The organism is Aldersonia kunmingensis (assembly GCF_001646865.1).
GTDB classification, from domain to species: Bacteria; Actinomycetota; Actinomycetes; order Mycobacteriales; family Mycobacteriaceae; genus Aldersonia; species Aldersonia kunmingensis.
The window spans coordinates 28549-52706 of the sequence record NZ_LRRB01000074.1; the positions used below are offsets into that span (position 1 = coordinate 28549).

Annotated in this window: 21 protein-coding genes; 11 read left to right on the forward strand and 10 right to left on the reverse strand. The window is 66.8% G+C overall.

All coding sequences use genetic code 11. The features are described 5' to 3' along the window. Positions 1-22: 22 nt before the first annotated feature. A complete protein-coding gene (locus tag A8G08_RS05260; protein ID WP_068271106.1) occupies positions 23-1000 on the reverse strand; it encodes a heme o synthase in 978 nt (325 codons plus the stop codon). Between the two features lie 260 nt (positions 1001-1260). Here A8G08_RS05260 and tkt point away from each other — a divergent pair, with 260 nt between their 5' ends. The 10 genes from tkt to A8G08_RS27905 all read left to right on the forward strand — a co-directional run bounded on the left by tkt (position 1261) and on the right by A8G08_RS27905 (position 10257). Continuing rightward, a complete protein-coding gene (gene tkt / locus A8G08_RS05265) occupies positions 1261-3360 on the forward strand; it encodes a transketolase (RefSeq protein WP_068271109.1) in 2100 nt (699 codons plus the stop codon). Between the two features lie 2 nt (positions 3361-3362). Next, complete coding sequence (gene tal / locus A8G08_RS05270) at positions 3363-4514, forward strand: transaldolase (RefSeq protein ID WP_068271112.1); 1152 nt, start codon at positions 3363-3365, stop codon at positions 4512-4514. Then, positions 4514-6049, forward strand: a complete 1536-nt coding sequence (gene zwf / locus A8G08_RS05275) for a glucose-6-phosphate dehydrogenase (RefSeq protein WP_068271114.1) — start codon at positions 4514-4516, stop codon at positions 6047-6049. The genes tal and zwf overlap by 1 nt, the downstream gene beginning before the upstream one ends. A 31-nt stretch (positions 6050-6080) precedes the next feature. Beyond that, positions 6081-6989 (forward strand): glucose-6-phosphate dehydrogenase assembly protein OpcA, encoded by a 909-nt coding sequence (opcA, locus tag A8G08_RS05280; RefSeq protein WP_068271118.1) that lies wholly within the window; start codon positions 6081-6083, stop codon positions 6987-6989. After that, positions 6982-7719, forward strand: a complete 738-nt coding sequence (gene pgl / locus A8G08_RS05285; protein WP_068271121.1) for a 6-phosphogluconolactonase — start codon at positions 6982-6984, stop codon at positions 7717-7719. Before opcA ends, pgl begins: the two co-directional genes overlap by 8 nt. Before the next feature lie 344 nt (positions 7720-8063). After that, entirely contained in the window at positions 8064-8558 is a 495-nt protein-coding gene (locus A8G08_RS05290; protein ID WP_169823267.1) for an SRPBCC domain-containing protein, read from the forward strand. Between the two features lie 129 nt (positions 8559-8687). Further along, the gene (locus A8G08_RS28410; protein WP_068271127.1) at positions 8688-8900 is read left to right on the forward strand and encodes a hypothetical protein; all 213 of its coding nucleotides are present in this window, start codon (positions 8688-8690) and stop codon (positions 8898-8900) included. A gap of 29 nt (positions 8901-8929) precedes the next feature. Beyond that, positions 8930-9202 carry a DUF4235 domain-containing protein gene (locus A8G08_RS05300; protein WP_068271130.1) on the forward strand — a complete coding sequence of 91 codons (273 nt, stop codon included), beginning with the start codon at positions 8930-8932 and terminating at the stop codon, positions 9200-9202. Between the two features lie 98 nt (positions 9203-9300). Continuing rightward, a complete protein-coding gene (locus A8G08_RS05305) occupies positions 9301-9639 on the forward strand; it encodes a hypothetical protein (protein WP_157108412.1) in 339 nt (112 codons plus the stop codon). Positions 9640-9747: 108 nt separating this feature from the next. Continuing rightward, the gene (locus A8G08_RS27905; protein WP_245672667.1) at positions 9748-10257 is read left to right on the forward strand and encodes a hypothetical protein; all 510 of its coding nucleotides are present in this window, start codon (positions 9748-9750) and stop codon (positions 10255-10257) included. Between the two features lie 4 nt (positions 10258-10261). On the opposite strand, the gene ppc is transcribed toward A8G08_RS27905, so the two are convergent. The 8 genes from ppc to rapZ all read right to left on the reverse strand — a co-directional run bounded on the left by ppc (position 10262) and on the right by rapZ (position 19570). Continuing rightward, positions 10262-13036 carry a phosphoenolpyruvate carboxylase gene (ppc, locus tag A8G08_RS05315; RefSeq protein ID WP_068271136.1) on the reverse strand — a complete coding sequence of 925 codons (2775 nt, stop codon included), beginning with the start codon at positions 13034-13036 and terminating at the stop codon, positions 10262-10264. A 59-nt stretch (positions 13037-13095) separates the two neighbouring features. Next, entirely contained in the window at positions 13096-13329 is a 234-nt protein-coding gene (secG, locus tag A8G08_RS05320) for a preprotein translocase subunit SecG (RefSeq protein WP_068271139.1), read from the reverse strand. 212 nt (positions 13330-13541) lie between these two features. Continuing rightward, positions 13542-14327, reverse strand: a complete 786-nt coding sequence (tpiA, locus tag A8G08_RS05325) for a triose-phosphate isomerase (protein ID WP_068271142.1) — start codon at positions 14325-14327, stop codon at positions 13542-13544. Then, positions 14324-15535, reverse strand: coding sequence for a phosphoglycerate kinase (locus tag A8G08_RS05330; protein ID WP_068271145.1), 1212 nt, complete (start codon positions 15533-15535; stop codon positions 14324-14326). The genes tpiA and A8G08_RS05330 overlap by 4 nt, the downstream gene beginning before the upstream one ends. Positions 15536-15540: 5 nt before the next feature. After that, the gene (gene gap / locus A8G08_RS05335; RefSeq protein ID WP_068271148.1) at positions 15541-16560 is read right to left on the reverse strand and encodes a type I glyceraldehyde-3-phosphate dehydrogenase; all 1020 of its coding nucleotides are present in this window, start codon (positions 16558-16560) and stop codon (positions 15541-15543) included. A 105-nt stretch (positions 16561-16665) separates the two neighbouring features. Further along, positions 16666-17649: a DNA-binding protein WhiA gene (gene whiA, locus A8G08_RS05340; protein ID WP_068271151.1), complete on the reverse strand. Its 984-nt coding sequence runs from the start codon at positions 17647-17649 to the stop codon at positions 16666-16668. After that, complete coding sequence (locus A8G08_RS05345; protein WP_068271154.1) at positions 17640-18677, reverse strand: gluconeogenesis factor YvcK family protein; 1038 nt, start codon at positions 18675-18677, stop codon at positions 17640-17642. Before A8G08_RS05345 ends, whiA begins: the two co-directional genes overlap by 10 nt. Then, positions 18674-19570, reverse strand: a complete 897-nt coding sequence (gene rapZ / locus A8G08_RS05350; RefSeq protein WP_068271158.1) for an RNase adapter RapZ — start codon at positions 19568-19570, stop codon at positions 18674-18676. The genes A8G08_RS05345 and rapZ overlap by 4 nt, the downstream gene beginning before the upstream one ends. Before the next feature lie 273 nt (positions 19571-19843). Here rapZ and A8G08_RS05355 point away from each other — a divergent pair, with 273 nt between their 5' ends. Then, the gene (locus A8G08_RS05355; protein ID WP_157108413.1) at positions 19844-21466 is read left to right on the forward strand and encodes a peroxidase family protein; all 1623 of its coding nucleotides are present in this window, start codon (positions 19844-19846) and stop codon (positions 21464-21466) included. On the opposite strand, the gene A8G08_RS05360 is transcribed toward A8G08_RS05355, so the two are convergent. Next, complete coding sequence (locus A8G08_RS05360) at positions 21450-24083, reverse strand: helix-turn-helix transcriptional regulator (protein ID WP_068271161.1); 2634 nt, start codon at positions 24081-24083, stop codon at positions 21450-21452. The genes A8G08_RS05355 and A8G08_RS05360 overlap by 17 nt on opposite strands. Between the last annotated feature and the right edge of the window lie 75 nt (positions 24084-24158).

Genomic DNA, 24158 nt, shown 5'->3' on the forward strand with positions numbered 1-24158 from the left:
GCGGACTACCTGCTCGACTGGATCAGAAGTACGAAGCGATGGTCGGGAACCCGAGAACGGAGTCCACCGCGAGGCCCACAAAAACCACCGCGAGGTAGTTGTTCGACTGCAGGAACAACCGCAGCGGCTTCACCGACTCCCCGCGCCGAACGTCGGCGTAGAGCTGATGCGCCATGAGCAGGAACCAGGCACCGGCCGCGATCGCGACCGCCGCGTAGATGACACCCGCGGCAGGGATCAGCGCGAACGTGGCGAGCACGGTCAGCCACGTGTAGATGACGATCTGTTTGGTGACCTGCTCCTCGGTCGCAACCACCGGCAGCATCGGCACACCGGCCGCCGCGTAGTCCTCCTTGTAGCGCATCGCGAGCGCCCAGGTATGCGGCGGCGTCCAGAAGAAGATGATGGCGAACATCACCAGCGCCTGCCAGCCGATGCTCCCCGTGACGGCGGACCAGCCGACCAGCACCGGCATGCAGCCGGCGGCACCGCCCCAAACGACGTTCTGCGAGGTCCGGCGCTTGAGGCCGAGGGTGTAGACGAAGACGTAGAACAGGATCGTCGCGACGACGAGCAGGCCGGACAGCAGGTTCGCCCGCCACCACAGCCACGCGAACGAGGCAATGCCGAGCACAACGCCGAAGACAAGCGCGTGCGACGTTGCAACCGCCTCGCGAGCCAGCGGCCGGCGGGCTGTGCGCTTCATCACCTTGTCGATATCGGCGTCGACGACGCAGTTCAGCGTGTTCGCGCTCGCGGCACCCATCCAGCCACCGAAAAGCGTGCTCAGCACCAGTGCGATGTCGACGGAACCGCGTGCGGCCAGCAGCATCGACGGGATCGTGGCGACGAGTAGAAGTTCGATGACGCGCGGCTTGGTCAGCGCGATGTAGGCCAGAGCCCGGCGCACGATGAGCGGCTGATTCGAGACGGCGGTCGCGCCACCGGCGGGTGCGGTGCTGACGAGGCCATGGCCACGCGGGCGTGTCCCCATCCGCACGTTTTCTCCTTGCACCAGCAGCAGTATCCGGTTCGGTCCTAAGCAGCGGCCGTAGGGCACGACGCGGCTACTACAGAAGATGGTAGACGGCGCGGGACAGTGCTCGATGCACGCCCCCGTCCTGCTCGGCATCAGATCGGTCTAGTGGCGGCATCCGATCGGCGGGAGAACTAAGGTTGACCGCGAAGCCAGTTGTTGCCGCACGTCCAGTGCATCCCTCGACACATTCGAACTTCGAACACGCCAGGAGAATCTCGCTCGTGACGATCACAGACGACATCAGTGTGCTCACCCAGCCACACCACCCCGATGACTGGACCGAGCTGGATACCCGCGCGGTCGACACCATCCGGGTTCTGGCGGCGGACGCGGTGCAGAAGGTCGGAAACGGTCATCCCGGCACCGCGATGAGCCTCGCGCCGCTGGCCTATACCCTCTTTCAGCGCGTCATGCACCATGACCCCAACGACACCCATTGGCTCGGCCGCGACCGCTTCGTGCTGTCGTGCGGTCACTCCAGCCTGACCCTGTACCTGCAGCTCTACCTGGGCGGATTCGGGCTCGAGCTCGGCGACATCGAGGCGCTGCGCACGTTCGGCTCCAAGACGCCGGGCCACCCGGAGTTCCGCCACACCCGCGGCGTCGAGATCACCACCGGCCCGCTCGGCCAGGGTCTCGCCTCGGCCGTCGGCATGGCGATGGCGGCGCGCCGTGAGCGCGGCCTGTTCGATCCCGACGCGGCCCCGGGCCAGAGCCCGTTCGACCACTTCATCTACGTGATCTGCTCGGACGGCGACATCGAAGAGGGCGTCACCTCCGAGGCGTCGTCGCTCGCCGGCACGCAGCAGCTCGGCAACCTCGTCGTGCTCTACGACGACAACAAGATCTCGATCGAGCACGACACCACGATCGCGCTCGGCGAAGACACCGCGAAGCGCTACGAGGCCTACGGCTGGCACGTACAGACCGTCGAGGGCGGCGAGAACGTCAAGGCGATCGAGGAGGCCATCGAGAACGCGAAGGCCGTCACCGACAGGCCCTCGTTCATCCTGGTCCGCACGATCATCGCCTTCCCGGCGCCGACCAAGATGAACACCGGCGAATCGCACGGCTCCGCGCTCGGCGCCGATGAGGTTGCCGCGACCAAGAAGATCCTCGGCTTCGACCCGGACAAGAACTTCGAGGTCTCCGACGAGGTCATCGCGCACACGCGCAAGCTGCAGGAGCGCGGCCGCGCCGCACACCTGGAGTGGGACAAGGACTTCGACGCGTGGGCGGCTCGCGAGCCCGAGCGCAAGGCGCTGCTCGACCGCGTGACCCGTGACGAACTGCCTGCCGGCTGGGATTCCGACCTGCCTTCGTGGGAGCCGGGCGGCAAGGGCGTCGCGACTCGTAAGGCTTCGGGCGAGCTGCTCTCCGCGGTCGGCCCGAAACTGCCCGAGCTGTGGGGCGGTTCGGCCGACCTTGCGGGCAGCAACAACACCACCATCAAGGGCGCCGACTCGTTCGGTCCGACGTCGATCGCGACGTCCGACTGGAACGCCCAGCCGTACGGCCGGACGCTGCACTTCGGTGTCCGCGAGCACGCGATGGGCTCGATCCTCAACGGCATCGTGCTGCACGGCCCGACCCGCGCGTACGGCGGCACGTTCCTGCAGTTCTCCGACTACATGCGCCCCGCAGTGCGGCTCGCCGCGCTGATGGACATCGACCCGATCTACGTGTGGACACACGACTCGATCGGTCTCGGTGAGGACGGCCCGACGCATCAGCCGGTGGAACACATCGCTGCGCTGCGCGCGATCCCGAACCTGTCGGTGGTGCGGCCCGGCGACGCGAACGAGACCGTGTTCGCGTGGCAGGCCGTGATCACCGACTCGAGCAGCAGCGGCCCGGTCGGCCTGCTCCTGACCCGCCAGGACATTCCGGTGCTCGAGGGCACCAGCGCCGAGGGCGTCGCCAAGGGCGGCTACGTGCTCGCCGAGTCGTCCAAGGCGCTTCCGGACGTGATCCTCGTCGCCACCGGCTCCGAGTTGCAGCTCGCGGTCGAGGCGCGAGAAACTTTGGAGGCGCAGGGCGTTGGCGCCCGCGTCGTGTCCATGCCGTGTGTCGAGTGGTTCGACAGCCAAGATCAGAACTACCGCGACCAGGTCCTCCCGCCGACCGTGAAGGCACGCGTGTCGGTGGAGGCCGGTATCTCGATGCCATGGCACAAGATCGTTGGTGGGTTCGGCGAGACGGTGTCGCTCGAGCACTTCGGTGAATCCGCCGATTACAAGACGCTGTTCCGCGAGTACGGGTTCACGCAGGAGGCCGTCGTGGCCGCCGCGCAGCGCTCGATCGCCAATGTGAAGGGATGACCATGACCCAGAATGCGAATCTCGCAGCCCTGTCCGCCGCCGGCGTTTCCGTGTGGCTCGACGACCTCTCCCGCGACCGCTTGCGGTCCGGAAACCTGCAGGAGCTCATCGATACCCGCAGCGTCGTCGGCGTCACCACGAACCCGACCATCTTCCAGGGCGCGCTGAGCAAGGGCACCTCCTACGACGCGCAGGTCAAGGAATTGGCCGAACGCGGCGCCGACGTCGAGGCGACCATCCGCACTATCACCACCGACGACGTCCGTGAGGCGTGCGACGTGATGGCCCCGGTGTACCAGGCCAGCGACGGCGTCGACGGTCGCGTGTCGATCGAGGTCGATCCCCGCCTGGCGCACGACACCGACGCGACTGTCGCACAGGCGGTCGAGCTGTGGAAGATCGTCGATCGGCCGAACGTGCTGATCAAGATCCCCGCCACCGAGGCCGGTATCCCCGCGATCGCGAAGGTGCTCGCCGAGGGCATCAGTGTCAACGTGACGCTGATCTTTTCGGTCGAGCGGTACAAGGCCGTGATGGGCGCCTACCTCGACGGCCTCATCGGCGCTCGCGCCGCCGGGCACGACATCGGCAAGATCCATTCGGTCGCATCGTTCTTCGTGTCCCGCGTGGACACCGAGATCGACAAGCGGCTCGAAAAGATCGGCACCGACGAGGCGCTCGCGCTGCGCGGCAAGGCCGGTGTCGCGAACGCGCGCCTGGCCTACGCGGCCTACGAGCAGGCTTCACACCGGTCGGAAGGGCACGCCGGGGAGACCTCGGGATCGGTGTTCGGCAACCTTGTCGCGGCCGGCGGACGTCCGCAGCGGCCGCTGTGGGCATCGACTGGCGTGAAGAACCCGGATTACTCCGACACGCTCTACGTCATCGACCTCGTCGCGCCGAACACGGTCAACACCATGCCCGAGGCGACGATGGAAGCCGTGGCGGATCACGGCAAGGTGCTGGGAGATCAGGCGTCCGGCAAGGCAGTCGAGTCGCAGGGCGTGTTCGACGAACTCGCCGGGGCCGGAATCGATCTGGACGACGTCTTCCAGGTGCTCGAGGACGAGGGCGTCGACAAGTTCGAGAAGTCCTGGGGCGAGCTCCTCGAGGCCACGGAAGAGCAGCTGCGGGCCGCAAGCGCGGGTAGCTGATGGCAGAGCCCGGCGACTGGACGAATCCGCTTCGCGACGAACGCGATAAACGAGCGCCCCGGATCGCCGGGCCATGCAGCATGGTCATTTTCGGCGTGACCGGTGATCTGGCGCGCCGAAAGCTCATGCCTGCGATCTACGACCTCGCCAACCGGGGTCTGCTGTCGCCGAGCTTCGCTCTTGTGGGGTTTGCGCGGCGAGATTGGGACACCGAGGATTTCGGCCGGATCGTGCACGACGCGGTACGCGAGCACGCCCGGACCGAATTCCGCGAAGAGGTGTGGGACCGCCTGTGTGAGGGCCTGCGATTCGTGCAGGGTTCCTTCGACGACGACACCTCGTTCGAGGAACTGGCCAAGACACTGGCCAAGCTCGACGAGGATCGCGGCACCGGCGGCAACCATGCCTTCTACCTGTCCATTCCGCCGGGCGCCTTCCCCACGGTGCTCTCTCAGCTGTCCAAGTCGCGCCTCGCACAGCCCGACGAAAACCGTTGGCGCCGAGTGGTTATCGAGAAGCCGTTCGGCCACGACCTGGACAGCGCGAAACAGCTCAACGCGGTGGTGAACCAGGTCTTCCCCGAGGAGTCGGTCTTCCGGATCGATCACTACCTCGGCAAGGAGACGGTGCAGAACATCCTGGCGCTGCGATTCGCCAACCAGTTGTTCGAGCCGATCTGGAACGCACACCATGTCGACCACGTGCAGATCACGATGGCCGAGGACATCGGACTCGGTGGCCGCGCAGGCTATTACGACGGCATCGGCGCCGCGCGCGACGTTATCCAGAATCACCTCCTGCAGCTGCTGGCGTTCACCGCGATGGAGGAACCCATCGCGTTTACCCCGGCCGAGCTGCAGAACGAGAAGATCAAGGTGCTCTCGGCAACCCGGCTCGTCGAACCGCTCGACCAGACCACCTCGCGAGGCCAGTACGCCGCGGGCTGGCAGGGCGGCGAGCAGGTCGCCGGTCTGCTCGACGAGAGCGGCTTCGCCAAGGACTCGAAAACCGAGACCTACGCGGCGATCACGCTCGAGGTGGACACCCGTCGCTGGGCAGGGGTGCCGTTCTACCTGCGCACCGGAAAACGGTTGGGGCGGCGCGTCACCGAGCTCGCGATCGTGTTCAAGCGGGCCCCGCACCTGCCCTTCGACCAGACCATGACCCAGGAACTCGGGCAGAACGCCCTGGTCATCCGGGTGCAGCCGGACGAGGGAATCACGCTGCGGTTCGGCTCCAAGGTGCCGGGCTCCGGGATGGAGGTCCGCGACGTCAACATGGACTTCACTTACGGCGAATCGTTCAACGTCTCCTCCCCGGAGGCGTACGAACGGCTCATCCTCGACGTGCTGCTCGGCGAGCCGTCGCTGTTCCCGGTGAACGACGAGGTCGAATTGTCCTGGCGCATACTCGATCCCGCGCTCGAGCACTGGGCGGCCACCGGCGCGCCGGAGCCGTACGAGTCGGGCACCTGGGGTCCGGATTCCGCGCAGGCGATGCTGCAGCGCACCGGCCGGGAATGGCGGCGCCCGTGAGTACGGCCCACGGCATCGGAAGGACACGCCCATGATCGTGGACATGCCCGACACCACCACCGTCGCCGTCAACAAGCGGCTCGTGCAACTGCGCGAGGACGCCGGCGTGATCACGCAGGGACGGGTGCTGACGCTCGTGGTGTGCCCTCGCGAGCATGCCGATCGCGAACTTGCGATCGATGCGGCGAACGAGGCGAGCCGCGAACATCCCTGTCGCGTGGTCGTTCTCGTGCACGGGAACCGGAACGCCACCGAACGACTCGACGCGCAAATCCGTGTCGGTCGCGACGGCGGTGCGGGCGAGGTCCTCGTGCTGCGGCTGGAAGGCGAACTCGCCGACCACGAAAGCAGCGTGGTGATCCCGTTCCTGTTGCCGGACACGCCCGTTGTCGCGTGGTGGCCGTTCGATGCACCGGAGGTGCCGGCAGCCGACCCGGTCGGCAAGCTCGCGATCCGCCGGATCACCGACGCGACACCGTCGTCCGATCCGATCGCCACGATCAAGACCCGAAAGGCCTCTTACACCCCTGGTGACAGCGATCTTGCTTGGAGCCGGATCACCTACTGGCGCGCGCTGCTGACCGCGGCATTGGACGAGGCGCCACACGCCCCGGTCGAATCGGTGACCATCTCGGGCCTGCGCGGCGAACCGTCGCTGGACATGATCGCGGGCTGGCTGGCCGTGCGGCTCGGCTGCCCGGTGAACCGCAAGGTGGGCGAACTGTTCGTCGAATTGCACCGTGCCGGCGCGTCGATTCGCCTGAGTCGCCCGCAGACCGGCCGGACGGCGATACTGCACCGCGACGGAAAACCGGATCGGATGCTGCCACTCGCTCGGCGCGAGACGAAGGAATGTCTCGCCGAGGACCTGCGGCGGCTCGATGCCGACGAAATCTATGCCGAAGCGCTGGAAGGACTGGAACGGGTCAGTTATGAGTGAGCAGGTCATCGAGCGCTTTCCCGATCAGGACGCCCTGGTCGCCGCCGCGGCGCAGCGGTTCATCGACGTGATCACCGCGGCCCAGGCCGCGCGGGGTTCGGCCTCGGTAGTGCTGACCGGCGGTGGCGCCGGGATCGCGCTGCTGGAGAAGTTGCGCGCGGATTCCGGTGCGATCGACTGGTCGAAGGTGGATGTGTTCTGGGGCGACGAGCGGTTCGTCCCCGCCACGGACGCGGACCGCAACGAACTGCAGGCCCGCGAGGCACTGCTCGACCACGTCGGCGTCGACCACTCCCGGGTCTTCCCGATGGCCGCATCCGACGGCGAATACCCGGACCCGGTGGCCGCGGCCGCCGAGTACGCCCAGGTGCTCGCAAGCCGCGCCACCACCCAAGGTGTGCCGGAGTTCGATATCCACCTGCTCGGCATGGGCGGCGAGGGCCACATCAACTCGCTGTTCCCGCACACCGACGCGGTCCGCGAGCAACATGCTCTCGTCGTCGCGGTGCCGGACTCCCCCAAGCCTCCGCCGGTGCGCATCACGCTCACCCTTCCGGCGGTCCGGCGCTCTCGACAGGTCTGGCTTGTTGTCACCGGCGACGCCAAGGCCGAGGCCGTGGCGGCCGCGATCGGCGGCGCGGATCCCGTCGACATTCCTTCGGCGGGCGCACACGGCACCGAGGCGACCGTGTGGTTCCTCGACGAGGCCGCCGCGAGCAAACTGGCCTAATCAGGCCAAGGGCGTGTCGTCGCGCGGTGCTATCGGCACCGCGCGTGGACGCCCGTTGGACGGGTCGATAAGCGCGGCGCTGACACACCCCAGCCGCAGCACAGGACGGGTCCGTTTCCGCTGGCCGTTCCCGTACCGTTCGGGCTGGCAGTGCTGCGATCGTGGCGTGGTGTCCATCCGATCCCCCCGATCGTGTGGTGTCCCTTGCTGGCTATGACGTGCGTCCGGGCTATTCGGTTCCCGCCGTTGCGGTTTCACCCCGGCTGAAGGCGAAGGACCCGAATCCGCCGTGGCCTGCGGGCAACGCGTGTTGAATGGGGACCACGATCGAGAAGGAGGCAACGGTGGCCTCAGGAACATCACTCGGCGAGGTCAGGCCGGAGCACGACGCCGCCGGCACCCCCACCGACCTGGTGCAGCTGTATTACGTGCGCGGGTTCGCGGACCCTGTCGTCGAGCTGTGGGAGCTGCTCACCGAGCCCGCCGGTGTCGCGAAATGGTTCGGCACGGTGGCCGGGGACCCGCTCGACGGGCACGTCAGCATCACGACATCCGACGATCCGGCCCGGGTCCTCGACATCACGGTCGACGCGTGCACCTCACCGCACGTCCTGGACCTGACAATCGCCGACGCTGTGCTCGAGCTTCGCCTGCACCAGGTCGGCGTAGTGACCACTCTCGAAGTGGTCCGCCGCCATCTGCAACGTGACGAGGTTGCCCAGGTCGGGCCGTACTGGCAGTTCTACCTGGACCGTTTCACCGCCGCGGTGGACGGCAGAGAGCTGCCGCAGTGGGCGGACTACACCGATCTGGCGTCCGAGTACCCCTGCCCGGGCTGACCCGCCCCTTGATCCCTCGATAGCCAGTCGGTAGCGGCCCGAACTTCGTCCGCCTCATTGCATCCCAAGGTCGGAGGCATATCGCGCGCTGTCCAGTTTCTCCGGGGCGTCGCGGGGTACGTCAGATAGATGCCAGCCAAGGAAAGCGCAGCGCCCGCCGACCGCGCCGACCCAGACCGTAAGCGCGACGAACGCAGCGATCGGGACGACCAGGTGCCCGAGTCCGAGAATCAGCCCGACTCGCCCACCGGGCTGACCAAACAGTCCTGGTCGTACGTGCTCCGCAGGACCGCACGAGAGTTGAACGCCGACCAATGCACGGACTTGGCGGCCGCGCTCTAGCTGCCGTCGAAGCTGGGAAAGGAACTAGCATGCCCGCACCGTCGAAATTGATGTACAAGCCGATGTCCCTGTTCGTCAGCGTGCTCGGTGGGATATTGGCCGGGCAGGTTTTCAGGCAGATCTGGGCCCGCATAGGTAACGATCGGGACAGGCCGCCGGAACCGAAGGATCTCAGTGCGGATGTCCGCGAAGTACTCATCGCGGCTGCCCTCCAGGGTGCGATATTCGGCCTGGTGAAGGCCGCGGTCGACAGAGCCGGCGCGAAGAGCTATCGCGCCCTCACACACGAGAATCCGACCTGACCGGAACCTTCCTCCATCTCGTCGCATCACACCATCAGCGGCAGATCGCGCCGCCGCCGGCGATCTGCCGGCCCACGTGAGTGACGAGAGGACTCGACATGTTTGCCAGATACCTTGTGGTGGCAGCTGCGGCCATTGGCTTGATGTTCGGCGGTACGGCGGCGGCATCGGCCGTGCCGGTGGATTCCGGCCAAGGGGCCATTGTGCTTGCCGCGAGCAACGGCAACCTCGGCAAGTTCAGCCCGCCCAAGAGCGGCAACCTCGGAAAGGCCACCCCCAAGAGCAACCTCGGCAGGGTCACCCCGCCCGACGTTCGGGTGCCGAGGGACGTGTGCGCGACGTGCGGTGCTCGCCACGGCGGTGTCGTCAGCCCGAACTACTGCACCAACTGCATCGACAAGGGCTTGACCCCGATCCGGCCTGGCACGCGCCCGTAATTCCGGCAACGTAGCCAAGCGCTGCGGCGGGCAGTCCGATCGAGTCCCGGTTTCGGTCTCGAATGCGCGGACTGCCCGTGAGCGCGCGAAAGGAAGATAATCGGACAAGTGAGCAACGACTCGGCGAGTTTCGAGGTCCGCACCGAACCCGGGGTGCAGATCAAGTGGGTTGTCACTGTGAGCGACCGCCCGGCGGGTGCGGATGAGACCGTCACCACCAAGCGACTCGTCGAATCACTGCATGAAGTGGAGCGGTCGATCGAGAAGACGCTGTGCGATCGGGGCCGAATCTCCCGCACCGTCTACCGCGCCAACAGTCGGGACGTCCACTTCGCGGACGGGTCGGTGATCGAATGGAACTGGCAGCCAACCACTTTCGACTGGCGCTGTCTGGACTGCGGCGTGGACACCGATGCCATCGACGAGTACTACATGGTCCACGACCAGGTGTGGCTGCAGGCGGCACCGGATGGCAAGGGCCAGTTGTGCATTGGCTGCCTCGAGGCTCGACTGGGCCGGACACTCAGCGCAACGGATTTCACCGACGCCGAGGTGAACAACCCGGGCCTCGGTGCGCGCAGCGTGCGACTGGTGGACCGGCTCAACCGGACCGAGTGAGGCGCTAGCCGCTATTGCGCAGCGCCGTGGCAAGCCCGTTCATGGTCAACAGGATCCCGCGCTTGACCGTCTCGCGGTCATCGCCGGCCCGGAACTGGCGCAACAGTTCGACCTGCAGGTGGTTGAGCGGCTCGAGGTATGGGAATCGGTTGAACACCGATCTCGCCAACGCCGGGTTGTCGTCGAGCAGGCCCTCGTAGCCGGTGATCGCCAGGTACATCTCCACTGTGCGACCGTGCTCGCGCGCGATCATCCCGAACACCTTCTCGCGCAGCGCCGTATCGGGCACCAGCTCGGCGTAACGCGCCGCGAGGCCGAGGTCGGACTTGGCCATCACCTGTGCCATGTTCGACAGGACCGTGCGGAAGAACGGCCACTTCTCGTACAACTCCCGCAGTCTGGCGAGCTTCGCCTCGTCGCCGTCGACCCACTCGGAGAACGCGGTCCCTACCCCGTACCAGCCGGGCAGCATCACCCTCGACTGACTCCACGACATCACCCAGGGAATTGCGCGCAGGTCGTAGACGGAGTTCGTGGCCTTGCGCGAGGCCGGGCGGCTGCCGATATTGAGCTCACCGATCTCCGCGACCGGGGTGGACAGCCGGAAGTACTCGACGAATCCCGGTGTGTCATGGACCAGTTCGGCATAGGCCCGGCGAGCGCGCTCCGCGAGATCGTCGAGCAACGCGTACGCAGGTTCCGCATCGTCGCCGAGTCCTTCGACATCGAGCAACGTCGTTTCCAGGGTCGCAGCGAGCAACGCCTCGAGGTTGCGCCGAGCCAGCCGCGGCTCCGCGTACTTCGCCGCGATCACCTCGCCCTGTTCAGTGATCCGAAGCGAACCCGTGACCGCACCGACCGGCTGCGCGAGGATGGCGTCGTAGCTCGGACCGCCGCCGCGGCCCACAGTGCCGCCTCGGCCGTGGAAGAGCCGCAACCGGATTCCGCTCTTGCGGGCTGCCTCCACGAGGTCCAGTTCGGCTCGGTACAGCGCCCAGTTCGCCGCGAGGTAGCCGCCGTCCTTGTTCGAGTCCGAGTAGCCGAGCATGACCTCCTGCACGTCGCCGCGGGCGCGCACGAGCCGCCGGTACACCGGGACATCCAGGGTCGCGAGCAGGGTGGCCGCGCCCTGTTGGAGGTCCTCGATCGTCTCGAACAACGGGACAATTCCCACCGGCGAAGTGGGGCCACCAGGGCCGCATTGCAGAATTCCCGCTTCCTTCAACAAGATTCCCGCTTCGAGCATGTCGCTGACCGAGGTGCACATGCTGATGATGTAGTTCGGGATGGCACCGGCACCCAACTCGTCGATCGCCTCCGCCGCAGCCCGGACGATCCCGAGTTCCTTGGTTGCGAGTTCGCTCAACTCGGCGTCCGGCGAGGTGAGCGGCCTGCGAATGGACAATTCGCGAGCCAGGATCGCGATGCGCTCGTCCTCGGGCAGCGAACGGTAGTCCGGATGGACGTCGGCCCAGGCGAGCAACTCGGCGACAACCTCCTCGTGCATCTCGGAGTTCTGGCGCATGTCGAGCCCGCTGAGATGGAAGCCGAACGTCTCGATCGAACGGCGCAGCATCGCGAGTCGGTCGTCGGCGAGCAGGCCGTCGTGGTTGGCGCGCAAAGAATCGTCGATCGCATCGAGATCGTCGAGCATCTCTTGCGGCGTCGCGTACGCGGCCATCCCGTCGCGCAGCACATTCGGCGGAATGTTGTCGAGAATCTGCTCCGCGGTCGCGGACAGGCGGGATCGGATGCCGCGCAGCGCCCGGCGATACGGCTCGTCGGCCCGGAACGCCGAGTCGTCGCCGGCGACATCGGCGAGCCGGGTCACCGCGTCGCTGACGGTCACCAGCCGCGCCGACATGGACAGGTCCCGTTCCAGCAGAACGAGTTCGGCAAGGTGGTGTTCGATGGCGACATAGGCGGCCCGGTGCGTCGCGGCGTGCACCACGTCGGCTGTCACGAACGGATTCCCGTCCCGGTCACCACCGATCCACGAACCCGGCCGCAACATCGGCTCGGGCAGCAGGTTCGCTTCGGGCCAGCGAGATCGCAGCTCGCGGCGCAGCTCGGCATTGATCCGCGGGATCACGTCGAGCAGTGACATGTGGTAATACCGCAGCCCCAGATCGACCTCGTCCTGGATGCGTAGCCGGACGATCCGGATGAGGGCCGTCTGCCACAGCGTGAGGATCTGGCGGCGCAGGTCGACGTCGATATCCGCGCGTTCGGCGTCGTCGAGTGCCCGCTCGCGAGCCCGCAGCGAATCGGTGATGTGGCGCTGCGTCTCGAAGATGCTGCGCCGCCGCGTCTCGGTCGGATGTGCGGTGATGACCGGCGCGACGAGCGCGTCACGCAGCGCGTCGGCGACTGTCGTGGCGTCGAGACCCGCGGCATCGAGTTTCGCGTAGGTGGCGGCGAGGCTGTCCTCGCGGGGCGGCTCCCCCGCCACGACATGGATCCGCCGACGGCGTTCTCGGTGGATGTCCTCGGCGACGTTCGCCAGCAGCGAGAAATGACTGAATGCCCGGATCACCGGAATGGCCTGCTCGATGGCGATGCCGTCGAACATCTTGGCCATCTCGGCCCGCTCCGTGGTGGAGTGCCGGACGTTGAAGGACTCGACGCGGGCCTTCTCGACGAGATCGAAGAGCTCGTCGCCCTCCTGCTCGCGGACCGTCTCGCCGAGGATTGCGCCGAGTAGACGAATGTCCTCACGCAGCGGCTCGGTGGCTTCTCGGCCCGGTTCAGCGTTGGACGTCGATCGCTCGCTCGTCATTCACCGAGTATCGGCCGTCGCTTCGGACGGCGCAGGGCGAGCAGATCAGATGTTGGAAATCAGCTGTACTTGATCTCGAAGCCGACACCGAGGATGGCGATGAGCCACACGACTGCGGTGAAGATCGTGATCCGATCGAGGTTCTTCTCAACCACGGTGGACCCTGACAGGCTGGACTGCACTCCGCCGCCGAACAGGCTGGACAGACCGCCGCCCTTTGCCCGATGCAGGAGCACGAGCAGTACGAGCAGCAGGCTGGTGACGACCAGCAACACGTCCAGGAACAAATCCATGCGGACAGTCTAGAGGAGCGCGTCGGGTGCTCTTGCTCACGGGCATCCCGGCCGCCGCAGCAGGGCCAAACGAGTGCAAATTGTGTAAACGGGGGCCAAGCTTCGCCCCCATATACAAGGTTTGCTCGCGGGAAGCGCCCGGGAAACGCGAAAGCCGCCGTACGACCAGGTCGTACGGCGGCTTTGCGGTTCTACGTGGCCCTGCGGTTCTACTAACCCTGACCCGCGATAGCGCACATGCTGGCGAAGTCCTCGGCCTTGAGCGAGGCACCGCCGACGAGAGCACCGTCGACATCGGGCTCGGCGATCAGCTCGCCGATGTTCTTCGGGTTCGCCGATCCGCCGTAGAGGATCCGCACACCGGCAGCGACCTCGGGCGTGGCGAGCTTCGCGAGCTCGCCACGCACCTCGCCGCACACCTCCTGTGCGTCGGCCGGCGTCGCGGTGAGACCGGTGCCGATTGCCCACACCGGTTCGTACGCGACGACGACCTTGCTGATCTCCTCGGCCGTCAGGCCGGCGAGCGAGCCACGAACCTGATTCAGGTTGTGGTGCACATGATGACCCGGCTCACGGATCTCGAGATGCTCGCCGATGCACACGATCGGGGTGAGCCCGTTCGCGAGCGCAGCCTTCGTCTTGGCGAGGACCACGTCGTCGGTCTCGTTGTGCATCGTGCGACGCTCCGAGTGTCCGACAACCACGTAGGTGCAGCCCAGCTTGGCCAGCATCGCTCCACTGATCTCACCCGTGTACGCACCGGACTCGTGAATCGAGATGTCCTGCGCGCCGTAGGTGATCTTGAGCGAGTCGGCGTCCACCAGCGTCTGCACACTGCGCAGGTCCGTGAACGGCGGCAGCACCGTCACGTCGACGTTGTCGTAGTACCGATCGGGCAACGTGTATTCGAACTTCTGGACCAACGCGATTGCCTCGAGATGGTTTAGGTTCATCTTCCAGTTGCCCGCGAGCAGCGGTTTGCGAGATGCCACGGTCATGCCTCCAGTACGGACAGGCCGGGCAGTTCCTTGCCCTCCAGGTACTCCAGCGACGCTCCGCCGCCGGTCGAGATATGCGAGAACGCGTCCTCGGCGAGGCCGAGCTTGCGCACCGCCGCAGCGGAGTCGCCGCCACCGACGACGCTGAACGCGCCCTTGCCGGTAGCGCCGATGATCGCTTCCGCGACACCACGGGTGCCATCAGCGAAGTTGTCGAACTCGAACACGCCCATCGGGCCGTTCCAGAACACCGTCTTCGCCGCACCGAGCACCGCGGCGAACCGCTCGACCGACTCCGGGCCGATATCGAGACCCATCCAGCCGTCCGGGATCTCCGCGGCACCGACCGTGCGGAACTCCGCATCGGCAGCGAACTTGTCCGCGACAACCACGTCGACCGGGAGGTGGATGACATCGCCGAACCGCTCGAGCAGGTCCTTGCAGGTGTCGATCATGCTCTCTTCGAGCAGGGACGAACCGACCGAGAGACCCTGTGCGGCAAGGAAGGTGAAGCACATGCCGCCGCCGATCACCAGCGTGTCGACCTTCGGCGCGAGCGCCTCGATCACGGCGAGCTTGTCCGAAACCTTCGATCCGCCCAGCACAACGGCGTAAGGCCGCTCGGACTCGGCGGTCAGCTTGCGAAGCACCTCGACCTCGGTCGCGACCAGGTTGCCCGCGTAGTGCGGCAGTAGCTTGGCTACGTCGTAGACCGATGCCTGCTTGCGGTGCACCACGCCGAAACCGTCGGAGACGAACGCACCGTCGTCGCCGACGAGCTCAACGAGCGCCGCAGCGAGCTTGCCCCGCTCGGCCTCGTCCTTGCTGGTCTCGCGCGGGTCGAACCGCACGTTCTCCAGCAGCAGCACGTCACCGTCGGTGAGGCCCTCGGACCGCGCCAGCGCGTCCTGGCCGACGACATCGCCGGCCAGCTGCACGTTGCGGCCCAAGACCTCCGCGAGCTTCGCCGCCACGGGGGCGAGCGAGAACTGCGGGTCCGGCTCGCCCTTCGGGCGGCCGAGGTGGGCGGCGACGATCAGCTTCGCGCCGGCCTCGACCAGAGCCGAGAGCGTGGGCGCCGAGGCGAGGATGCGGCCGGGATCGGTGATCTCGCCGTCCTTCAACGGGACATTGAGGTCGGCCCGCACCAAGATGGTGCGGCCCTCCACCCCAGCGCCGAGCAGATCGTTAAGCGTCTGAACAGCCACTGCGATCAGAGGGACTTCGCGACGAGGCTGATGAGGTCCGCGAGACGGTTTGAGTAGCCCCACTCGTTGTCGTACCAGGAGACGATCTTGGCCTGGTCGTCGATGACCTTGGTCAGGCCTGCGTCGAAGATCGACGAGTGCGGGTCGGTGACGATGTCCGACGACACGATCGGCGCCTCGGTGTACTTCAGGATGCCCTTGAGCGGTCCCTCGGCGGCCGCCTTCATCGCGGCGTTGATCTCCTCCGCGGTGGCCGACTTGCGCAGGTTCGCGGTGAGGTCGGTGACCGAGCCCGTCGGGATCGGCACGCGCAGGGCGTAGCCGTCCAGCTTGCCGAGCAGCTGCGGGAGGACCAGGCCGATGGCCTTGGCCGCACCGGTGCCGGTCGGGACGATGTTCAGGGCCGCGGCGCGCGCGCGACGCAGGTCGTTGTGCGGGGCGTCCTGCAGGTTCTGATCCTGGGTGTACGCGTGGATCGTGGTCATCAGCCCCTTGACGATGCCGAACTCGTCGTCGAGCACCTTGGCGATCGGGCCGAGGCAGTTCGTGGTGCACGAGGCGTTGGAGATGATGTTCTGGCTGCCGTCGTACTGGTCGTCGTTGACGCCCATGACCACGGTCAGGTCCTCGCCCTTGGCGGGTGCGGAGATGATGACCTTCTTGGCGCCGGCCTCGAGGTGGCCCTTGGCCTTCGTGGCGTCGGTGAAGATGCCGGTGGACTCGACGACGACGTCGACGCCCAGGTCGCCCCAGGGCAGCTCGTTCAACGGGCCGCGGTGCGCAAGCGCCTTGATCCTCTTGTCGCCGACGACGATGGTGTCTTCGCCATCGAGCGAGACGTCGTACGGCAGACGACCGAGGATGGAGTCGTACTTGAGCAGGTGCGCGAGCGTCGCGTTATCGGTCAGATCGTTGACCGCCACGATCTCGATGTCGGTGGTGCCGAGCGCCTTTTGCGCGTCGACCGCCCTGAAGAAGTTTCGTCCGATTCGGCCGAAGCCGTTTACGCCAACCCGGACAGTCACTGGTTTGCTCCTTGAAGTCGCTGGACCTGCTTTTTGTCGTTCGCCCTCACTTTAGGCGCACCGGCTTTGTGCGGCGACGGCTACCCTGACCCGCCCGAATGGCGGTCAGGCGTCGTCGAGCAGGTCCGCGGTGACAGCCGACTCGGTGTCCGGCACGCCGATTTCCTTCGCCCGCCTGTCCGCCATGGACAACAACCGCCGGATCCGACCCGCGACAGCGTCCTTGGTCATCGGCGGATCCGCCAGTTGACCGAGTTCTTCGAGCGATGCCTGGCGATGTTGAACCCGCAAGCGGCCTGCCGCCGCGAGATGATCCGGCACCTCGTCGGCGAGGATCTCGAGCGCCCGTTCGACCCGGGCCGCTGCGGCAACCGCCGCCCGGGCGGATCGGCGCAGGTTCGCGTCGTCGAAGTTCGCGAGCCGGTTTGCCGTCGCCCGCACCTCGCGGCGCATGCGGCGCTCCTCCCAGGTGAGCCTGGTGTCCTGCGCGCCCATCCGCGTCAGCAGCGCACCGATCGCCTCACCGTCGCGAACCACCACGCGATCCGTGCCGCGCACCTCACGCGCCTTCGCCGAGATTCCGAGCCGCCGCGCCGCACCGACGAGCGCAAGCGCCGCCTCCGGTCCGGGGCAGCTCACCTCGAGCGCGGAGGACCGACCAGGTTCGGTGAGTGATCCGTGCGCGAGGAACGCCCCCCGCCACGCGGCTTCCGCGTCGACGACGCTGCCGCCGACCACCTGGGCGGGCAGTCCGCGCACCGGCCGGCCGCGCACGTCGAGCAGCCCGGTCTGGCGAGCCAGCGACTCCCCCTCCTTCGCCACCCGCACCACATAGCGTGCGCTCTTGCGCAGCCCGCCGGCACCGAGCACGTGCAGATCCGAGCCGTAGCCGTAGAGGTCGAAGATTTCCTTGCGCAGCCGCCGCGCGATCGAGCCGAGGTCGACCTCGGCTTCGACAACCACCCGGCCCGCGACGATGTGCAGCCCCCCGGCGAATCGCAACAGCGCCGACAGTTCGGCCTTGCGCGCGCTCACCTGAGCCACGTTCAACCGGCTGAGCTCGTCCTTGACCTCGGCTGTCATCGCCACGAGGCGCTCTCCTTTCCCCCCAAGCCCAAGTGGTGCATGCGCGGCCCGGTCGATGATCGTGTACTGCTCCGCACGGCCCATGTCCCGACAAGCCCGTCGAGCGCGGCCGCGAGTTTCGCCGGGTCGTGCTTCTGCGTGCCGTGTTCGGCAACATCCGCGAACGTTACGCGGGCGCGCAGCTTCTCGGCGGCTCGCTCGACGTCCTCGCGCTCCCGGCTCGGCGGCACGGACCCGGAATCGACGAGCACGTGGTCGACAGTGAATTCCGGTGCGTGCTGGGCAAGAACGTGCAAATGCCGCTCGGCGGAGAAGCCCGTGGTCTCTCCCGGCTCGGCCGCAAGATTGAGCACCAGCACCCGCACCGCGCGCGTCGCGACGAGCGCGTCGTGCAGCTCGGGCACCAGCACGTGCGGGATCACGCTGGTGAACCACGAGCCCGGACCGAGCACGATTGCTTCGGCGCGTTCGATCGCCGCGACCGCCTCCGGGCAGGCCGGCGGATCCGACGGCAGCAGCCGCACACGCCGGACCTTGCCGGGCGTGGTCGCGACAGCGACCTGCCCACGAATACACCTGCTCGCGCGCGGATCGGCCTCCAGGCCGGACACGTCTGCCTCGATGTCGAGCGGGATCGACGCCATCGGCAACACCCGGCCGGCGACGCCCAGCACCTTCCCAAGCTCGTCGAGCGCAGCGACTTGATCGCCGAGCACCTCGGTGAGGCCTGCGAGGATCAGATTGCCCACCGAATGACCCGCGAGCGCACCCGTGCCGCGGAATCGGTGCTGCACCGTCCGGGTCCAGAGCTCGGCGTTGGGGTCGGCAAGCGCAGCAAGCGCCATGCGCAGGTCACCGGGCGGAATCAGCCCGAGTTCTGCACGCAACCGGCCCGACGAGCCGCCGTCGTCCGCGACGGTCACTACCGCCGTGAGATCCGAGGTGAGCCGGCGCAGCGCGCTCAGCGTCGCGAACAGCCCGTGTCCGCCGCCGAGCGCCACCACGGCCGGGACCTTGCTGGGGTTTGTCATTCCCGCCCCAGATCCCGATGCACGACCCGAACCGCCTGTGCCGCATCGTCACTGATCAAGTCCGCCAACGCCTCCGTAATTGCCACACTCCGATGTTTTCCCCCGGTGCAGCCGACAGCGATCGTAATGAATCGCTTGCCCTCGGAGCGGTAGCCCTCTGCGGTCAATTGGACCAGACGGTGGCCGGAGCGGACATACTCGGCCGCGCCGGTGCTCCCGAGCACGTAATCGCGCACCGCATCCTCCTGGCCCGTGCGCGGCCGCAGCTCGGGAACCCAGTGCGGATTGGGCAGGAATCGGACGTCGAGGACGATGTCGGCGTCGATCGGAATGCCGTACTTGAAACCGAACGATTGCACCGTCGTCTGCATCGTCGACGGCATGTCCCCGCCATACGCTTCTTCCATGCGCCGGCGCAGTTGATGAATCGAGAGCTCGCTGGTGTCGATCACCAGATCGGCGGCAGTCTTCACCGGTGACAGGCGGCGACGCTCCTCCTTGATGCCGTCGGACAGCGTGCCGTCCGCACTCTCGCTCTGCAGCGGGTGCCGTCGCCGCGCGTGCCCGAATCGTTGCACCAGCACCTCGTCGGATGCTTCGAGGAAGAGTACGCGGGAGTGGATCGACTGTCGTTCCAGTTCCTTGATCACTCGACTGAGGTCGTCGGTGAAGAACCTGCTCCGCACGTCCATCACCACGGCGAGACGACGGATCGGCGGATCGGTCTCGAGTCCGAGCTCGATCATGCGAGAGATCAATTCGGGCGGCAGGTTGTCGGTGACGTACCAACCCAGGTCCTCGAGCACCTTGGCGGCGGTGCCACGACCCGCCCCCGAAATGCCGGTGACCACCACAACATCGGTTCCGGAATCGTCGTGCGCTCGTTCGTTCATCGGCCCACCCGCCTCGAACTGGCCATTCGCCGCTACCGGCGACCGCGCCTGCAACTGTATGCCGCTCCGATCATTGCAGCGCGCGGTGTGGATTGCCGCGGATTCGCGGGCTACGCATCGGTGCGCTTTCGCAGCGCGGTTACCCGAGGCGTCCCCATCCGAGTAGCGGACTACTCGTGTGCCTGCTGTACCCGCGCCGAAGAATTGACATCCGAGGGCCCCGCTTGCGAATTCGATTCAGCGCCGTGCGCGCTGCAAGACCGGGAGGGAACGATGTTCGAATCCACACAGCTTCTGTTGCGAGGTTCACGGGAGACGCAGGACTGGGCACGGATGACCATCCGGGGCCGGCTCCGCCGGCGCCTGTTCATGGCGATCAGCCGGTTCGACCACCATCCGGCGATCCGGCGCAAGCTCAGCCGGTTGGTCGTCCGCAAATACACCGAGGCGACGAGTCCGCGTCCCCGCGCATTTTCCATGGCCGCCGACTACACGACCTGGCAGGGACTGACGGATCGCACGTTCAGTGGCCGACACCTTCCCCCGCCCGCCATCCCACCACACCTTCCTCCCGAAGCCGAGGTCACCGAACTGTTCCGTCGCGGCAAGTTCGTTCCCTCGCACGACACCAGCGCGACTTTCTCCTTCTTTGCGCAATGGTTCACCGATAGCTTCCTGCGCACCGATCGCAGCGACCCTTGCAAGAACAAGTCGAACCACGAAATAGACCTCTGCCAGCTGTACGGGATCAGCGCGGAGAAGACCGCGATGCTGCGCGAAGGCAACGGCGGCCGGATGAAGAGCCAACTCATCAATGGCGAGGAGTTCCCGCCGAACCTATTCGAGTCCAACGGCGCGGGTGGTCTCGACTTTGCTTCCGGCTTCGAGGAGCTTCACCCCCGCGGCACGATGGATGTGCTACTGACCGGATTCCCGGATGACCGCAAGGAGAAGCTGTTTGCCGTCGGTCTCGAGTACGGCAACTCCACTATCGGTCACGTCATGATGACCACGATGTTCCTGCGCGAACACAATCGGGTTGCCGGACTACTCGCAGCCGAATACGCCGACGACCCGGGCTGGAATGACGACCGACTGTTCGAGACGACGCGCAATGTCCTCATCGTCGAGCTGCTCAAGGTCGTCATCGAGGATTACATCGGGCACATCGGGCCGCACTACTTGCACCTCGAGTTGGTGCCGAACGCCGCCGCGGACGCCAAGTGGAACCGGTCGAATTGGATCTCGATCGAGTTCAACCTGCTCTACCGCTGGCACTCACTCGCGCCCGATGCGCTCGGGACGGGCACCGACCGCATCGAACCCATGCAGTTCCTCAACAACAATCAGCTCATTCTCGACCACGGCATCGCCGCACTCATCGAGAAGTGCTCGCAGACGCGGGCGGGCCGAATGGGTCTGCACAACACGCCGTCGTTCCTCGTCGACCGATGGTCTCCAGACGACCCGAACCCGTCGGTACAGGAACGCACCACGCAGCTGATGCGCAAGTCTCGGTTGCAGACGTACAACGAGTACCGAAAAGCATTCGGGCTGAAGCCGTTCACCAGCTATCGGCAACTGACGACGAACAGCGCGCTGCGCAAGCAGTTGCAGGCCATGTACGGATCGATCGACAACCTCGAGTGGTACGTCGGGCTGTTCGCGGAGGCCCATCCGAAGGACTTCATGATGGGCGAGTTGATGGGCATCATGGTCGGATACGACGCGTTCACGCAGGCTCTGACCAACCCGCTGCTGGCCGAAAACATCTACAACGAAAAGACTTTCACCCCGACCGGACTGCGGATCGTCGAGGGAACCCATTCCCTGAAGCAGATCTTCGATCGCAATTCCGACCCGTCGCAGGATATGACGGTCAGTTTCCGCTGCTGAGCCCGTCGTCGTCCTCATTGCCTTCATTGGATTCACGGCGCATCAGCTCGGCGAGCTCGTCACGGTCAACACCGAGTTTCGCGCAGAGTCGATACAGGTGGCCTTCCACCGTGCGCACGGAAACGTACAGTCGTTCGGCGATCTGCCGGTTCGTCATGCCCGTCGCAGCCAGGTTGGCGATTTCGCGCTCCCGCAGGGTTATCGGAAGCGGGCTTGCCATCGCGAGAAGGGCCGGGGTGCGCGCCCCGCCGCACTGCACGGCGAGATGGTTTGCCCGCGATGCCGAACGGTGCACGGCCGACCGCTGCCCCTCGCCATGCGCCGCGGCTGCCTGCGCCGCCGCATCGGCGGCGGACAGCAACGCCCCGATATCTTCGAACTCGGCCGAGACCGCATCCAGCGCCGCTGCGTCCTTCGCGGCGACTGCGGCCGCGTGTTTGGCCTGCAACTTCATGAGCCGGCCGTCGACGTGGCCGGACAGCTCTGCCAGCGACGCCTCAGCGGTACGGTCACCGAACCGGCAGGCCGTGTGCAGCGCCTCCGCTGCGATCGCGAACTGACCGGTCGAGAACGCGGCATCCGCGGCGGATTGGGCCAGTTCGACGGCTCGACTCACGCTGCCCTCTGCGGCCGCCAGCCACGCCGCAGCCACCTGCAACTGCGGATCGAAGACAGCGGCGTGAGGACCCATTCGCGCCTGGACGTCCGCGAGAACAGGGACTGCTTCCGCCGTGCGCCCGAGCGCCGCGTAGCTCTGCATGAGGAGTATCTCGGCTGGAATGCTCCAGGTCGCGGCCGATTTCGATGGGAAGGCGGCGAGCGCCTGCTCGAGTCGCGGCACCGAGTCGCCGAAGCGTCCGCGCGCGACTTCCGCCGTGCCGATCATCGTGTTCGCCAATGCCCACGCAATGTATTGGCCGGAGGAGGTGAACCCGAGATATTCCTCGGCGCGATCGCGTGCGCGATCGAGATCCCCGGTGAGCGCAAGTGCCTGCACGGTGGCCAACGCCGCCGGGAAGCGGAGCAACCCGTCCAATTCGCTTGCGACAGAATCCAACCTGCCCATCACCTGCGCGACCTCCAAGCCGCGACCCATCAGGGCAAGGGCACGACCGCCGCCGAAGCATGCCCACTCGATCGCGACCGGCAACGGGTTGGGGTCGTTCAGCACTCGTTCAGCAGCCGCGACCGCGTCGGCGAGCCGGTTCTCGTGTAGCGCACACGCCGAAGCGGCGCCCTCCACGATCAGCGCGAGTATGGGAATCGTGATGGAGTCCCGCAGCGCCGCGAGCTGTTCGTCGGCACGCTCCGAATCGCCTGCGGAAAACAGGGAATTCGCGATCCGCGTCAGGCCCCAGCGGATCAGCTGCACCTGATCGGTTTCCTCCGGCGGGTGCGCGACGAGGACCGCTTCCGCCTCGGTCGCTTCTCCTCGCCACAGCAGCACACGCGCGAGCATCGCCGCCGAGGTTGCGCCGCCACCGGAGTCGACCGCCGCCCGTGCGAAGCGTTCGCTGAGGTCGACATCGGCGAGTGCGACGGCGTCGTTGGCGGCCGCGTCGAGCAAGTCGACAGCGGGCCTCCGGTCGCTGTCGAGGCCGAGTTCCGCCAGACGGATCCGATCCGCCACGGAGCTGACGGGCCGTTCCGACAGGGCCGCAACCAGCCGCCCGCGCAGTCGACGAGCCACCGCGACACCCATTGAGCGTCGGATCACTTCACCGAACAACGGGTGCTGCAAGCGGACATCGAGGCGGCGATCAACCGGGACGAGGCGCACGAGCCGCTGGTTTTCCGCATCCTCGACCGCCTGCTCCCCCACCACGTCGGCAAGCACGTCGGCATCGATCGGCTCGCACAGGGTCAGCAGCCGCAGCACGGTGACCATCTCGTCCGGCAGCCGATCGAGCCGCTCCGCGAGCAGCGTTGCGAGCTCCGCCGTCACGGTGGCCCGCCCGCGCAGCTGCCACACGCCGTTCGCCTCGCGCAGCGAACCGGCCTCGAGCGCGCCGTCGACAAGGTGGCGCAGGTAGAGCGCGTTGCCGGCCGACGCCTCCCAAATCAGTTCGGAGCTCAGGCCTTCCAACGGCCCGCCGAGCGTGGCCTGCACCAGCGCGATGCTCTGCTCCTTGGTGAACGGCGTGAGATCGAGGTGCAGCAGATGGCGGTCCTTCCACAGCGACGTGATGGCATCCGGCACCTCCTCGCCGGAACGCACCGTGGCCACGATGGGTGCGGCCCGGTCGATCGCGATCTGATGCAGCAATGTCGCCGACAACCCGTCCAGCAGATGGGCGTCGTCGACGCCGATGACCACGCGACTGTCGGCCAGGAGCGCCTCCCGCGCGGCGGACATGAACGTCACCGGATCGCGTGAGGTCGAGGGCCCGACCATGTGGGCGAAGACACCGAGTGGAATGCTCCGCGCGGACTCCGTGCCCGCAACCCATCGCACCGGACCGGGCAGCGTCTTCGTGACCGCCCGCGCCAGTGTCGTCTTGCCGACCCCCGCAGCGCCGGTGATCACTACCCCGCCTGCATCGCCGCGGCCGGTCAGCACTGCGCGGACCTCTTCGAACTCCGTGCGCCGCTCGACAAGCGGCCAGGCGCTGCCCACGTTTCGGGAGCTTAATCGGCCGCACTGTTATTCATCGGTTATCCGAGCCCGCAGATTCGCGGCGATCGGCGCCCG